At 64.2% G+C, this 15005-nt stretch carries 12 protein-coding genes; 4 read left to right on the forward strand and 8 right to left on the reverse strand.

The genetic code is table 11. From position 1 onward, the window contains the following. Positions 1-98: 98 nt before the first annotated feature. A complete protein-coding gene (locus BerOc1_RS13045; RefSeq protein WP_071546109.1) occupies positions 99-1022 on the forward strand; it encodes a transporter substrate-binding domain-containing protein in 924 nt (307 codons plus the stop codon). Positions 1023-1078: 56 nt separating this feature from the next. On the opposite strand, the gene BerOc1_RS13050 is transcribed toward BerOc1_RS13045, so the two are convergent. From BerOc1_RS13050 to BerOc1_RS13075, 7 genes are all read right to left on the reverse strand, one after another. Then, the gene (locus BerOc1_RS13050; protein ID WP_071546110.1) at positions 1079-1381 is read right to left on the reverse strand and encodes an SHOCT domain-containing protein; all 303 of its coding nucleotides are present in this window, start codon (positions 1379-1381) and stop codon (positions 1079-1081) included. An 18-nt stretch (positions 1382-1399) separates the two neighbouring features. Further along, the gene (locus tag BerOc1_RS13055) at positions 1400-1915 is read right to left on the reverse strand and encodes a periplasmic heavy metal sensor (protein WP_071546111.1); all 516 of its coding nucleotides are present in this window, start codon (positions 1913-1915) and stop codon (positions 1400-1402) included. Between the two features lie 233 nt (positions 1916-2148). Continuing rightward, positions 2149-2610 (reverse strand): tripartite tricarboxylate transporter TctB family protein, encoded by a 462-nt coding sequence (locus BerOc1_RS18705; protein ID WP_165610821.1) that lies wholly within the window; start codon positions 2608-2610, stop codon positions 2149-2151. Further along, positions 2600-4123, reverse strand: a complete 1524-nt coding sequence (locus tag BerOc1_RS13060; protein ID WP_084641519.1) for a tripartite tricarboxylate transporter permease — start codon at positions 4121-4123, stop codon at positions 2600-2602. The genes BerOc1_RS18705 and BerOc1_RS13060 overlap by 11 nt, the downstream gene beginning before the upstream one ends. 141 nt (positions 4124-4264) lie before the next feature. Continuing rightward, positions 4265-5215, reverse strand: a complete 951-nt coding sequence (locus tag BerOc1_RS13065) for a tripartite tricarboxylate transporter substrate binding protein (RefSeq protein ID WP_071546112.1) — start codon at positions 5213-5215, stop codon at positions 4265-4267. A gap of 82 nt (positions 5216-5297) precedes the next feature. Next, the gene (locus BerOc1_RS13070) at positions 5298-6461 is read right to left on the reverse strand and encodes a UxaA family hydrolase (RefSeq protein WP_071546113.1); all 1164 of its coding nucleotides are present in this window, start codon (positions 6459-6461) and stop codon (positions 5298-5300) included. Positions 6462-6463: 2 nt separating this feature from the next. Continuing rightward, positions 6464-6748, reverse strand: a complete 285-nt coding sequence (locus BerOc1_RS13075) for a UxaA family hydrolase (protein ID WP_071546114.1) — start codon at positions 6746-6748, stop codon at positions 6464-6466. A gap of 432 nt (positions 6749-7180) precedes the next feature. Here BerOc1_RS13075 and BerOc1_RS13080 point away from each other — a divergent pair, with 432 nt between their 5' ends. Then, on the forward strand, positions 7181-7921 hold the full coding sequence (locus tag BerOc1_RS13080; RefSeq protein ID WP_071546115.1) for a GntR family transcriptional regulator: 741 nt from the start codon (positions 7181-7183) through the stop codon (positions 7919-7921). Positions 7922-8052: 131 nt separating this feature from the next. Here the strand turns inward: BerOc1_RS13080 and BerOc1_RS13085 are convergent, their stop codons facing one another. Then, positions 8053-10857: an SIS domain-containing protein gene (locus BerOc1_RS13085; protein ID WP_242652991.1), complete on the reverse strand. Its 2805-nt coding sequence runs from the start codon at positions 10855-10857 to the stop codon at positions 8053-8055. 308 nt (positions 10858-11165) lie between these two features. Here BerOc1_RS13085 and BerOc1_RS13090 point away from each other — a divergent pair, with 308 nt between their 5' ends. Further along, positions 11166-12437 carry an ABC transporter substrate-binding protein gene (locus tag BerOc1_RS13090; protein ID WP_084641522.1) on the forward strand — a complete coding sequence of 424 codons (1272 nt, stop codon included), beginning with the start codon at positions 11166-11168 and terminating at the stop codon, positions 12435-12437. Then, positions 12425-14932: an ATP-binding protein gene (locus BerOc1_RS13095; protein WP_129586538.1), complete on the forward strand. Its 2508-nt coding sequence runs from the start codon at positions 12425-12427 to the stop codon at positions 14930-14932. Before BerOc1_RS13090 ends, BerOc1_RS13095 begins: the two co-directional genes overlap by 13 nt. Positions 14933-15005 lie beyond the last annotated feature (73 nt).

The following is a 15005-nucleotide window of genomic DNA, read 5'->3' on the forward strand; positions in this document are numbered from 1 at the left end:
TCAGTGTCCCGAAGACTCTGTGGAAAAATCGCAGGCGCCGTTTTGCCGGTCCAGGCCCGGGGAGATCATGCTTCTGCGTTACATATGGACGACAAGGCATGCGCAGTATTTTGGATGGCGTCCTTTTTCTCCTGGCCCTGCTGCTCGGCGCGGCGGGCGCGGTCCATGCCGACGGCAAGCCGGTGGTCTACTGGCCCTATTTCAATTATCCCCCGTATTTCATCGCCGCCCCCGGCATGCAGCCGCAGGGCATGGGCATCGACGTGGCCCGGGAGGTGCAGAAGGAACTGCCGGAGTACAGGCACGTCTTCATTCTGGCCAGCCCGGAACGCATCTTTGAGGAACTGCGCTCGGGGCGGGAGCGGTTTGTGGTCTGCGGGGTGAACAAGACCCCGGAGCGCGGGGCCTACGCCCTGTATTCCGGCCTGCCGTGCCGGGTGACCTTTTCCATGATGATCATCATGCGCCGCGAGGACTATCTGCGTTTGGCCCCGGACGGCTCCGCCTCACTGGCCTACCTGGTCGCGGATCATACGCTGACCTTCGGCTACATCCCCGGGATCAACTACGCATCCTTCGCCCGGTACGTGGACCCGCTGATCTCCAACGCCGGGCTGCGGCGAACGGTCACGGCGCATGATGTGGGACAGCTCCTGAACATGCTGGCCGAGAAGCGGATCGATTGGTTCGTGCACGACGGGCTGGGCGTCGGGTACATGATCGCCGAGCAGGGGATTGAGGACCGGGTCGCCGTGGTCAATGCCGTGGAATGCCCGCCGAATCCGATCTTCGGTTATCTGGCTTGCTCCCGAGCCGGAAAAGGGCCGGGGATCATGGAATGCGTCAATCGGGCCATGATCCGGCTGGCGATCTCCAGGCGTTTGTACGAGGCCTTCAAACGATGGATTCCGGAACGTCTCGACCCGGCCTTTGAGCAGGCCTATACCCAGAGTATCCTGCCCGCCGCCCATCTGGCCGCCTACGGCGAGGCCCGCTGCCTGCCGGAAACCGAGCGCCGCTAGAAATAAAACCGGCCGCGCAGAGTCTGTCCGGCCGGTTTTTCAAACGGACCCGCCAGCTATTCCGAGAGGTCCCGCTTCATCTCTTCGTATTGTTCCCTGGTTATCTCCCCGGCGGCGTAGCGCCGCTTGAGGATGTCCATGGGCGTTTCCGCATGGCCGGCCGGGCCTCCGCCGGTGTCGCCGTCCCTGCCGGTGCTTCCCCTGAAGAACAGGAAGACGGCGGCGGCCACGACCACCAGGAGCAGGATCATGAACCACCCGCCAAAGGGCGAGTACATCATGTTCATGCCCCACCCGGGGCGTCCGCTCCCGTTGTACATGGGCTGCTGGGCGGTCAGGAGGATATGGGCGTCGATCATGGCGTCTCCTTCGGGTGCCTATTGCGGCGCGCCGCCGTATCCGTAGCCGCCGCGATACCCGTGCCCGTATCCCATCATGCCGGGGCCGCCCATCATGCCGCCGTGCATCATGCCCAGGCCGTAATAGGAGAAGCCCTTTTCACGCATGTCGACGAGCATGTTCACTCGGGTCTCGAAGGTCTGGGCCGCCAGGCCGCCGATGTCCTTGGCCAGGGACCTGGCCTGGGCCGCGTCGACCTTGTCCTGGGCCAGGACGGCGTTCAGCTGCGCATGCTTGTTCCACATCTGCTCGGACAACTTGGCGAATTGCGCCTGGTACTTGCCGACGATCTCCTGGTACGCCTTCTGCTGTTCCGGCGTGAGCTGGTAGTTGCCGCCGTAGCCGGGGCCGCCGCCCATCATGCCGGGGCCGCCGCCCATCATGCCGGGACCCATCATGCCGCCGCCGGGTCCCATGCCCATCTGGGCAAAGGCGGAGACGGCGAAGAGCAGCACGATAGCCAGAGTCGCCATAGTGATGTTTCGATTGATCATGATAAAGCCTCCTACTGGATTTTTAGGCAATCACCATAGCACATCCTGCCAAAAGATACAGTATCCTTTTCAGGAAGCCCGCATCGCCGCACGGAGGGCAGGGGCCGGAACGGATAGGCCCCCGACATCCAAGGAGGATGCCGGGGGGCCTTGTCCTATGCGCTTGCGCCGGGAGCCGTCCCGGCCGTGGCTTTCGATGGTGACGATGGGCGCGTTTCCTCGACGGCCTCCCGTCAGAACGGCAGCAAGCCTTGCGGGAGCGGCACGCCGAGGCCCTGGCTGAATCCAAGATAGAACAGTCCGGCGATGACCAGGCCCGACGCGGCGTGCCGGCCCAGCCGTTGCGGGGTCACCTTCCGGTCGTGGTCCGTCAGTGCCGCCAGAATCGTGTAACTGATCACGCTGGATATGATGAAGCCGAGCTTGTTCAGCAGCAGACACCAGAGGAGGAGCACCGCAAAGAGGAGCAGCCCTCTCCACCGTTGTTCCCCGCCGGCCGTCTTGGCCTCCTCTTTTCCCCTGACGAGGCAAAGGGCTATGTAACCCAGCGAACAGACCATGAGGACGATGGCGAAGGTCTTCGGAAAAATGGCTCCCATGGGGGAGAAGTCGGCCGCGTACGACCAGGCGAGAAAACCGAGCAGGGCGAGCCCGGCCGAAACGACGAGGCTGCCCGTGTCTTGTCTAGTTTTCATTGGCATGCACTCCTGTGGGTCCATGGAACTTGCCGTGGATTTTTTTCGAGAGGAAAGGGTAGAAGACGACGAGCGCGATCAGGGCGATGATGATCTGGGCGATGGGCCGCCCGAAGAAGCTGCCCCAGATGTTGCCCGCGGCCGTACCTATGAGCCAGCTTTGGACAAAGCCCTGCTCGGCGATGGGGCCGAGAATGATGCCCAGCACGATGGGAGAGGGCGGGAAGCCGAACCGGTTGAGAATCCAGCCGACGCCTCCCAGGCAGACCATGATCAGCGAGTCGCCCACGTTGTTGTTGATGGCGAAGGAACCGACGACGCACATGAAGGCGATGACCGGGACCAGAATCGACTTGGAAAACGTGGCGATGGAGCGATAGGCGTATTTGCCGATAAGCAGTCCGACCGGAAACATCAGCAGGGTGGCCAGCAGCAGGCCGAAAATGAAGGTGTAGACGATGCCGCCTTCATCGCTGAAAAGGGCCGGGCCCGTCTTCACCCCCTGCACGAGCAGCGCTCCCATGATGACCGCGTCGGGCGGGGTGCCGGGGATGCCGAGCACCAGCGTGGGGATGAAGCCGCCGCCCACGGTGGCGTTGTTGGCCGCTTCGGTGCAGAAGATTCCGGACGGTTCGCCCTTGCCGAAATTTGCCGACCGAGGCGAGGAGCGCTTGGCCTCGGAGTAGGATATCAGGCTAGCTATGGAGCCGCCCGCGCCGGGCAGGATGCCGACCAGGGAGCCCAACACGGAGCTGCGGAACAGATTCCATTTGTCGTTGAGGGCGTATCTCGAGGCCTCCTTGAGTCGGAACCCCTTGCCTTTCCTGGGCATGTCCAGATGCCGGGTGCGGGTCATGACCAGGTCCAGGAGCACGGGGACGCAGTACAGGCCGATCAGCGCGGAAACGATATCGATTCCGCCCAGCAGCAACTCCGAATCAAAGGTATAGCGCACGTCGCCGCCGATAACGGCCACGCCCACTGTGGAACAGAGCATGCCGAAGCTGGCTCCGGCCCAGCCCTTGAGCAGGCTTCCTTCGGAGAGGGCGGAAATCAGGGTCAAGCCGAACAGGGCCAGCCAGAAATATTCGACCGGGCCGAAGCGCAGCGCCAACTCGGCCAGCATCGGTGCGAAGAACAACAGAAAAAGCGCCCCGATGACGCCACCCACGACCGAGGCGATGGTGCCGCAGGTGACGGCCAGGTCGCCGTCTCCGCGTTTCGCCATGGGAAATCCGTCGAATGTGGTCGCGATGGCGGAAGGCGTGCCCGGCGTGTTCACCAGAATGGCGGCAAAGGAACCCCCGTAGATGGCGCCGGTGTAGATTGCGCCCAGCATGATCAGTGCGGACGCCGGGTGCATGGTGAAAGTCAGTGGCACGAGAACGGCCACGGCCATAGTCGCCGAGAGGCCCGGAAGCGCTCCGATGATGGTGCCGGCCACTATTCCGGCGATACACAGCATCAGGTTCAGCGGAGTCAGCACCTCCAGGATATATTCGATACCTGCCATGTTGCATCCTTGTTGTGAGGCGCGCGGCGGCGTGCGCCGCGCGCCTCTGCTAGAGTCCGTTTGTCCTTGTGGGCAAGGATTGTGAAAAAAAGAACTTTACCGCGTAAAAAAACTCTTCCCCGAGACGGCGGCCTTTCGCGGCTACTTGATCAGTTTGAGTTCCTTGGCGACCTCGTAATAATTCACTTTCAGCTTATCGAGAAAGGCGGGAATCTCGTCGTAGGGGACGTCCACCATGGTGAATCCCGCCTGAACCATCTGCTCGCGGAATTTCTGGTCGTGATTGAGCTTGTCGAGCATGGCGGAGACCTCTTCGCGGGTCGTTTCGTTCGAGGCCTTGGGAAGGGCCAGGCCGCGATACGCGCCGCCGACGAAATCATAGCCCAGTTCCTTGAACGTGGGGACGCCGGGGAACAGCGGGTGGCGGGTTTCGCCGGCTATGGCAAGCAGGCGGACCTTGTCTCCCTGCGCGATGCCCACGGTGGTGTAGCCCCAGTGCGCGGCGACCTGGCCGCCCAGCATGGCCATGGCCGCGTCGCCGGTGGTCTTGAAGGGAATGTAGGTGGTCTTGATCTCCGCGATCTTGTCGAAACGGGTCTTGGCGAAATGGTTGTTGGAGTAGGAGCCCGTCCCGGCAAAGGTGATCATGCCGGGATTATCCTTGGCGGCCTGGACGAGGTCGGCCAGCGTCTTGAACTTGCTGTCGGCGGGGACGACGATGGCGTCCGGGGTGTAGTGGAAGAAATATACGTTGATGATGTCCTCCAGATTGAAGCCGTTTCCTTTTTGCAGGGGCTTGAGGACGATATGGGGAAGGTTGGTGCCCATGATGGTGTAGCCGTCGGCGGGATACTGCTGCAGGGAACTCCATCCCACGGCGCCGCCGCCGCCCGGTTTGTATTGGATGACCATGCTCTTGCCGAACAGGCGGCGGAAATTCGCCTGTTGTATGCGGGCCGAAATATCGGATTCGCCTCCGGGGCCGAACGGAACCACGTAGGTGATGTCCTTTTCCGGATAACCGGCCAGGGCGGAGCCGAACGTGATGAGAATGAATGCCAGGGCCACAGTCAGATTCCATAAGGATTTCATACCAAAAACTCCTGTTGGATAAGACAGTGGGCGGTATGGTACCGCCCACTGATATGTTTCTGCGATCGTACCCCGAGTCCTCCTAGGCGCTCCGGTACAGCTTGGTCATCACGAATTCCCGGTGACCGAGGACTTCCGCACTGGTCAGGCGGCCGTTGGCGGTATCGATCATCAGGTCCAGCAGCTTTTCGCCTGCCTGATCCAGGTTCATCTCGCGGCGCAGGATGCCGGAGACGTCCAGGTCGATGTGCTCGCCCATGGTGCGCACGGTGCGGGGGTTCGCCCCCAGCTTGATGACGGGAAGAACGGGGTTGCCGATGATGTTGCCCTGCCCGGTGGGGAAGAAGTGCACGACCGCGCCGGCGGCGGCGCACAAGGTGACCATTTCCGCCGCCGCGGACGAGGAGTCCATGAACCACAGGCCGGGCCCCATGGGGGCTTCCGCCGGTTCCAGACAGCCCTCCACCATGCATTTCCTGCCGATCTTCTGGATGTTGCCCAGGGCCTTTTCCTCGATCGTGGTCAGGCCGCCGAGGATGTTTCCCTTCGTGGGTTGGGAGTCGGACAGGTCGTTGGTCTTGTTGGCGACGATGAAGTCGTTGTAGTCGTTCCACATCTTCATGAACGCCTCGCCGACCTCCGGCGTCTTGCAACGGGCCTCCACCAGGCGTTCGCCGCCGGTGATTTCCGACGTTTCGCCAAAGAGCAGCGTGTTGCCCATTTCGTACAGCGTATCAAAGGCGTTGCCCACGGTGGGGTTCGAGGCGATGCCGGACGTGGTGTCGGACTCGCCGCACTTGCAGGAGACCAGCAGTTCCTTGACGTCGCATTCCACACGTTGCAGCTCGGTGGCCCATTGCACCAGTTCCTTGGCCTTGCGCGAAGCGGCGCAAATGGTGTTGTGGTCGCCGTTCTGCTCGATGGAGAATCCGAACACGGGCTTGCCGGTCTTGGCGATGCCGTCGGTGATGACCTTGGTCCATTCCGGTTCGATGCCGATGACCACGACGGCCGCCACGTTGGGATTGCAGCCCGTGCCGATCAGGGTCCGGAAATGCAGTTCCAGGTCCTTGCCGAATTGCAGGCGTCCATAGTGGTGGGGCAGGGCGAGGGTGCCCTTCACGTTGTTGGCCACCGCCTCGCTTGCCGCGTTGCCCAGGTCGTCGAGGGGGAGAATCACGACATGGTTGCGCACTCCCACGCGGCCGTTTTCGCGACGGTATCCCAGAATCTTGGTGCTTTTCATTTCTACCACCTTTTGGTCTTTACATTGTGGACATGGAGATGTTCGCCGGCCTTGATGGGCATCACCGCGCGGCCGATGTCGGTCCCGTACTTGATGACGGTGTCGTCCTTGGCCAGAGGCTTGAGAGCGATCTTGTGACCGATGGGGATGTCTTCGAGCACATCGAACGTCACGGTCTTGTCTTCCGCCATGATCCAGCCGTTGAGCTTTTGGCCGGCCTTGACGCCTTCCACGACGACTACGCCAACCGAGTCGCCCGCTTCATGCACCAGAAAATGAATGTCCATTTTGACCTCCTTGGTCTGTTTGAGTCTGTGGTAATATATCTTATATAAGACGTCAACCGGCAAAATAAAAAAAGGCACATCGGTGAAAAGCGCGGAACCATGGGCATGGAAGGCGGACTGCTTCGCCCGGCAATGGACAGATTGCTTTTGTATATGATATAATATACTGTCTGGATCAAGCAACGAAACCGAACGAGGCAGATCCAGCCGCCCTGTGGGCGGGAACGGACACTGCGTCATTGTTGACAATCGCGCCGCGACGTGTTGAACGCGGTTCACCTGTCATAGTTCGTTCGAAGCCGGGCGCGGCACCCGGCGGCGAGCGGCTCGCGCCCCTGGTCGAAAAAAGGGGCGCCGCGGATGCTGTGCCGTCTGCGCAAAAGTCAGTCTATATGGGTCGAACTACATACCGGTCGGAGAATTGAAGAAATAATGAGAGCCTTGAAATCCACCCCCTTGTACAAGCAGGTGAAGGCGTCCATCTTATCAAGGATGGCGGAGGGAGAATGGGCTCCCGGCACCTTCCTTCCCTGTGAGACGGATTTGGCAAAGGAGTACCAGGTGAGCCACGGCACCTTGCGGCGCGCCCTGGATTCGCTGACCCGGGAACACAAGCTGACGCGCTACCAGGGCAAGGGCACGGCCGTGGCCTTGCTGGACTCCGATCAGGCCTTGTTCAAATTCTTTCAAATCCATCGGGAAGACGGCGTCTGCCCGCTGCCCACGTCAATGAACATCCGCGTCACGCGGGGATCGGGCGAGCGGGACGGCGCCACGGCGAAAGAGGCCGACGCCCTGAACATGGAGGTCGGCGACGACGTCATCCGCATCCGGAGAATCCGCATCGTGGACAACCTCCCGCTGTTCAATGAATATATCACCGTGCCCCATCGTTTGTTCCAGGGGCTTGAGGACGAGTCTTTGGAATCCATCCCCAACACGCTCTACGATTATTTCCAAAGGAAATACAACGTCACCATTTCCCGCGCCAGGGAACTGGTCAGTGCGGTGGAGGCCTCGGCGGAAGATGCCAGGCGATTGTCCATCGAGGCAGGGAAACCCATCCTCCGGGTGGAACGGGTGGCCTACGACATCACGGACAGGCCGGTGGAGCACCGCATCACCCATATGCTGACGCAGGGGTATTACTACTACGCCGAACTGGGGGGCTAGGCCGTTACCGCCGAACGGCTGCGGGATGCGGAAGAGGGAGATCACCCGCCGTGTTTCGCGGCGGTGAAGCGTACCGGCGATGCCCGCCCGAACGTGCGGGCATCGTCGGCTCCGGCCGCTTCCCGCGTTGCCTAGCCCTGCGGCCTGCTGATGCCGACGGTGACGGTTTTGGCCTGGTGGCGGATGGTGTCTATGGGGCGGGTCATTTCCTCGATGGCCTTGTTCAGGATGGTCAGGATGTCGGGCAGGCGGGCCTCGGTGGCCTGGATGGCCCGGGCCTGGTTGACCAGCCAGAGCATGTAGTTGGCCAGGGATGCGGCCACCCGGGCGGGCAGGGCCGAGTCCGTGGCGCCCGAGGCGATGCGCTCGACGCATTCGTTCAGGGCGATGAGCAGTTTTTCGCGATCGAAGGTGGTGTTGCCCTCGAGCATCCCGCCGATGAGCACCCGGGCCCTGCGGAACGGCTCGGCGTGGCCGTCGATGGCCTTGGCGGCGGACACGCCCCACCAGTGCCCGGCCACGGTCTCGAGCACGAAATCCAGGCCGCCGCCCGCGCGCGGCACCTTGACCGTGGCCTCGGCCACCCGGTCGAAGCGGTCCTCGTCCTCGGCGCAAAACACGATGGGCGAGCCGTTGTGCGCCTTGAAGATCGTCGTCTCCTTGACCGTGTCCGTAACGACCATCTCCGGCAAATCCGAGGCCATGACCAGGGTCAGGGGCTCGGTGGACAGGTCGATGTGCTTCTTGTCCTCCGTGACGTCGCACGGGATGGATTTATAGCATAATTCCGATAGCTTGATGCGCACCTCCTGGGCCGCCACGCAGTTGGCGCCGTTGCCGACCAGGGCCCAGTAGCGGTGCACGGGCGCGTACTTGCGGGCCACCTCGGCGATCTGTTCCTTGTTCTCCAGGACCTTGTCGATCCTCGCGGGCAGTCCTTCCAACGCCTCGATTTCCTTGAGGATGGCCCCCTTGTCCATGGTCCCGAGGATGTCCGCCAGCCAGAGGGAGAGCAGCTTGCCCGCCGCGATCTGGGAGTAGAACGCCTTGGTCGAGGCCACGGCCATCTCCACGTCCCGGCCGTTGCTCGTGTAGATGTGCGAGTCCGACTTCTGGACCAGGGGCGAGTTGCGCCGGTTGACGATGCAGTTGACCCACGCGCCCCGGTCGCGGCACAGGTCCACCACCCGGTTGGTGTCCGTGGTCGTGCCCGACTGCGACACCGGGATCAGGAACACGTCGTCCATGCCCTCGTCGCCCATGAACCCGATGAGTTCGCTGCCGGTGTAGGACTCGATGGCCATGCCGGTGTCGGCCAGGGTGCGGCGCAGCAGCCGGGCCACGGCCATGGCGGCCACGGCGGCCGTGCCCTGGCCCACGCAGATGATCCGCCGGATGGGCCGGGTCTTGTCCCGGAACCGCCCGACCAGGGCCGGGCCGCGCCCGAATCCTTCGGGCAGAAACTCCACGCCGCCGTTTTTCTTGAGATATTTACCGTGCAGGGTGTTGCGCACCGAGTCCGGGGCCTCGTGGATTTCCTTCTCGATGTAGTGGGCGTACTCGCCCCGGAAGATGTCGCGCGAGAAGATCTCGATCGTTTCCTCGGCCAGGGCCACGGGCTCGCCGTTGTCCAGGTAGCGGGCCACGGGCACGGCGTCCGCGGGGTCGGTGTCGCGCAGGACCACGGACACCCCGCCCTGGCGGTGCACGGCCACCGGGAAGGACGACCGCGCCCGGGCGGCCATGCCGTAGGCCTCGCTGGCCACCAGCCAGCCGTCCTGCGTGCGGCCGATGTAAAAGGACTGGCCCGACCCCTTCTGGGCCAGGAACTGCGAGTCGAAGTCGTTCAAATTCTGCATGACCACGGCCAGGGACCCCTCGCAGCGCCTGAGCACGTTGCGGAACCGCTCCTCGGCGTCGTCGCTCTCCTCCACGCCCAGGTGGAAGAGCACGGGCAGGATCTTGGCGTCGGTCGAGATGGCCGACGGGATGTGCGCCCCCTTGGACAGGACCGATTCCTCCACCAGGGTGCGGTAGTTGTCCACGTCGCCGTTGAGCACGAACATGGTCTTTTCCAGCCCCGTGGACATGTCGCCCTCGACCAGGCCGTCCACCGGATGGCAGTTGGGCACCGAGATGATCCCGTTGGACGCCCAGCGGGTGTGGGCGATGATGTTCAGCGTCCGCAGCCCCTGGGACATGGTCCACAACAGCTCGTCATGCTTGATGAATTCGCGCAGAGCCGCGCCGTTGTCCCCGAGTTGGCCGACCAGCTGGGCGACCTTGTACAGGAAGCGGCAGGCGGTCCGGCCGTCGGCGAGCTTGCGCACCAGCACCTGGCGGGTGTCCGCGTTGCCGATGGACGAGCGGTCGGCCAATTCCTGTTTCTGAGCGGCGGTCAGACCGGCCTCCGGGTCCACGCCCTCGGGCAGGACGAATGCCAGGGCCACGCCCGCCGAGTCGCGGCCGCGCACCTCGAGCTTGTCGATGGACTGGAGCACCTGCTCGGCCCCCCAGGCCAGAAAATGCCGGTCCCGCGCATCCACGTCCCCGGCCAGGTCCTTGGGCATCAGCGCCAGCGTCCGGTCCACGTTGACCAGCACCTCGCGCTCGATCTGCCACAGATAGTCGTCCAACGCCTCGCGCAGCGACTCCAACTCGTCCGTGCGCGGCCCCTGCTCCAGCTTCACGGCCGCCGCTTTGCGCAACGCCCGGATGGTGTCCCGGATGGACGACAACGCCCCCAGCGCCTCCGCATCCCCCACCAGCCGCATGTGCACCCCGAACGACATCAGATCATAAAACCGACCCGCCAGCTCATTCAGCGGCTTGGACGCCGCGAGGAGGTCCGGGGTCTCGCGCACGGCGGAGAAGGCGTTTTCGAGGGTGAGGAGCCAGCCGGTGTCCGGCGTTTCCAACCATTTTTTATTGCTCAAGAAACTGGCGATACCACACATGGCGGTCGTATACTCCTGGTGGATGGTTTCAATCTAGGGCGGCAGGGCGGCGCGGATGACATGGTGCGCCGGGCATCCTGCCCGCGTCCTGAATTACTGTACATGGTGGCCCTTGGCAAGGGCGCGGCCGGGAGCCGGGCCGGGGCTTCGAAAAATGCGATGGGTCGGGCGGTTTTGCATAGAAAAAGTGATTAGAACAATCTTTTCAATATGTAATGGACATGGTATGGTTCGCTCAAATTCCTGGTCAAATCGTGGAGGAACATGGCGAAACGAAGGGGGGCGGCATGATGTCCTGCAGGGCGCGTCGGCGGTTCATTCCGCTGGTCTTGTGCCTGGCGTGCCTGGCGTGCCTGGCGAGCCTGGCGTGTCCGGACTCCCGCGCCCGGGCGGGTTCGGACGGATACTCGCTCGGCATGTCCGCCGCCTTCACCGGTCCCAGCGACGGCCTGGGGGTGGAGCTCTACAGGGGCTCCATGGCCTACTTCACCTTTGTCAACGAGCACGGCGGCGTCAACGGCAGGACGGTCTCCATCCGCATCCTGGACGACGGCTACCAGCCCGGCCCGGCCATCGACAACACCATGCGGTTTCTGGAGGGCGACGAGCCCCTGTGCCTGTTCAGCTACGTGGGCACGCCCACGGTGACCCGCGTCCTGCCCCTGCTCAAGGGGTACGGCGGGCGGCGCAAGCTCCTCTTTTTCCCCTTTTCCGGAGCCGAACCCCAGCGCGAGCCGCCCTATGACCGGTTCGTCTTCAATCTGCGCGCCTCCTACCGCCAGGAGCTGGCCGGTCTGGTGGACCGCTTCCTGGCCCTGAACCGCAAGCGGCTGGCGGTCTTCTACCAGGCCGACGCCTTCGGGCGCAGCGGCTGGGACGGGGCGCACCGGGCGCTCAAGTCCCACGGGTACGCCCTGGTGGGCGAGGCCACCTACCGGCGCGGGGCTCGGTTCGCCGAGTCCATGAAGCGGCAGGTGGAGATCCTCATGCGCGCCAACCCGGACGCGGTCCTGTCCATCGGCTCGTACGCGGCCTGCGCGGCCCTGATCCGCGACGCCCGCGACATGGGGCTGAACGTGCCCATCGCCAACGTCTCCTTCGTGGGCAGCGAGAAGCTGCTCTCCCTGCTGCTGGCGGCCGAGCGCGAGAACGGCCGCGACTACACGTTCAATCTGGTCAATTCCCAGGTGGTCCCGAGCTACGAGGACCTGAGCCTGCCCGCGGTGCGCGAGTACCGCGAACTCATGGACCGCTACGCGCCGAACGCCCCGGCCATGGCCGCCCGGGAGTATGCCCCCGTGCGTTACAGCTTCACCAGTTTCGAGGGATTCCTCAACGCCAAGGCCATGGTCCGCATCCTTGAGGCCTATGCCGCGTCCCTCACGCCCGGGCTGGGGGCCGCGGCCGAGTCCCTCACGGAGGCGGACATCGGCATCGACGTGCCCCTGCGTTTCGGCCCCGACCGGCACCAGGGCCTGGACCGCGTCTATTTCACCACCGTCAGGGACGGCAGGTTCGTGCCCATGGACGAAAGGCAGTGGCGGGCATGGCAGCGATAAAGGGCATGTCCCTGTTCAAGAAGACCGGCCTGATCGCCTTCTGCCTGTTCGGGGTCATCGCCAGTGCGACCTCGGCCATGACCGCCTGGACCCTGTACGGGCTGATGACCCGCGAATACGTCAGCAAGGGCACGGCCATCGCCCAGTCCATCGCCGGGGCCAGCCAGGAAATCCTGCTCAACCGGGACGCGGCCACGGTCCAGTCCGTGATTGACCAGTATCTGGAGATCGAGGGCGTGGCCTACGTCTTCGTGGTGGACGGCGACGGACTGGTGGTCTCGCACACATTTGTGCCCGAATTTCCGCCCATGCTGCACGACGTCCGGGGGCTGAAGCACGAAATCGCCGTCTCCTCCCTGGATATTCCTCCCCACGGAGCGGTCATCGACATCTGCGCGCCGGTCCTGGCCGGTCTGGCCGGGTTCGTGCACGTGGGCATGGGCAAGGAGCTGATCATGGCCTACTTCTGGGAAGTGGTCCTCAAGATGCAGATCCTGCTCTTCTTCATCTTCTGGGGCTGCGTGGGCATCCTCTACCTGGTCATGCGGCGTATCTCGCGGCCGCTGGGGCAGCTGACCGACTACGCCCGCAAGCTGGCGGCCCACGATTTTTCGGCCGCCATCGACATCCGCACCCGGGACGAGCTGGAGGTGCTCGGCCGGGCCATGATGTCCATGGGCCAGGAGCTGGCCCTGCTCTTCTCCGAGATGGAGAACGAGGTGGGCAAGGCCACCGCCGACCTGCGCGACCACATGGCCTATCTCGCGGCGATCATCGACAACCTGGCCGACGGGCTGTTGGTGGTGGACGTGACCGGGGCCGTGTCGGTCATCAACCCGGCCATGCGCGAATTCTTCGACCTGGGCGACACCCCGTGCAAGGGACGGTCCCCGGCCCGGCTCTTCCCCGTGGAGGTCACGGGCCTGGCCGACCGCATCCGGCGGTGCACCACCGAGGTGCTGTCAGCCGAGATTCCCCTGGCGCGCGGCCGGACCGGCAAGGCCGTGGGTTCGACCATCTTCGCGGAGACCCCGGGCCGCCAGTGCCTGGGCGGGGTCCTGCTGGTCCGCGACATCACCCGCGAGAAGGAGCTGGACCAGCTCAAGACGGACTTCATCTCCACGGTCTCCCACGAGCTGCGCACGCCCATGACCTCGGTGCTCGGCTTCTCCAAGATCATCCGCAACAAGCTGGAGCGCTATGTCTTCCCGCTGCTTGCCGGGGATCGGGGGGTGGAAAAGCCCATCGGCCAGGTGCGCGGCAACATGGACATCATCGTGGCCGAGGCCGAGCGGCTGACCGAACTGATCAACGACGTCCTGGACATCGCCCGCATGGAGGCCGGGGAGGTCCAGTGGCGTGACGAGAACGTGCCCGTGGCCGGGGTCCTGCGTCAGTCCGTGGAGGCCACGCGCGGCCTGTGGCAGGCCAAGGGGCTCGCGGTCGAGATCGACGTCGGGGACGACCTGCCGCCCGTGCGCGGCGACCACGACCGGCTGGTCCAGGTGGTGGTCAACCTGCTGTCCAACGCGGTCAAGTTCACCGAGGTCGGTCCCATCCGTTGCTCGGCGGAGCGCGAGGGCGGCTTTGTCCGGGTCTCGGTCCGGGACAACGGCGCGGGCATCGACCGGGCCGATCTGCGCATGGTCTTCGACAAGTTCAAGCAGGTGGGCGACACCCTGACCGGCAAGCCCGAGGGGTCCGGCCTGGGGCTGCCCATCTGCCGCCAGATCGTGGAGCGCCACGGCGGGTCCATCTGGGTCGAGAGCGAGCCCGGCAGGGGCAGCGTCTTTACTTTCACCATCCCCCTGGCCGAGGATGAGGCCCGGGCCGGGGAGGGCGACGCAGAACCCTCCTGCCGCGCGCCCGAAGGCGGAGAGGTCCCGGACGCACGGACCCGGACCTCGCCCCTGGTCCTGGTGGTGGATGACGATCCCGCCCTCATCGAGTACCTCTCCCAGGTCTTCGAGGAGCGGGGATACGCCGTGTGCGAGGCGGCCAACGGTCCGGACGCCGTGGCCACGGCCCGGTCCGTGCTGCCCGACCTGATCACCATGGACATCATGATGCCGGGCATGGACGGCCACGAGGTCATCGCCCGGCTGCGGGCCCTGCCCGAGACCCGGGCCATCCCGATCCTGGTCATTACCGCCCTGGGCGGGGCCGAGGGCGAGGCCGGGGACATGGCCCTGGTCAAGCCGGTGGACGACGCCACCGTGATCCGGGCGGCCGAATCGCTGCTGCGCGGCCAGGCCTGCGGCGGCGCCTGCATCGTGCTCGGCGGGCGGGAATGCGACCTCAACGGCATGCGGGTACTGTGCTCGGGCGAGGTGACCTTCGCCACGGCCGAGGAGTTCTGGCCTCTGGTGGAGGACGGATTCCGCGGCACGGTGTTCATCTCCTCGGAAGTGGTCGGCGGAATGGAGCTGGAGCGGCTTTCGGCGCTCGGCGGGGTGTCGGTGGTCATCCTGCCGCCCTTCGCCTGCAAGGGATGAGGAACCATTGTGTTATTCCAATTGCGATACCCCGCCCTCTTGTGGCATGGTCGTGCCAATGGGGGAGGAGATA

It is taken from the genome of Pseudodesulfovibrio hydrargyri (assembly GCF_001874525.1).
GTDB lineage: Bacteria > Desulfobacterota > Desulfovibrionia > Desulfovibrionales > Desulfovibrionaceae > Pseudodesulfovibrio > Pseudodesulfovibrio hydrargyri.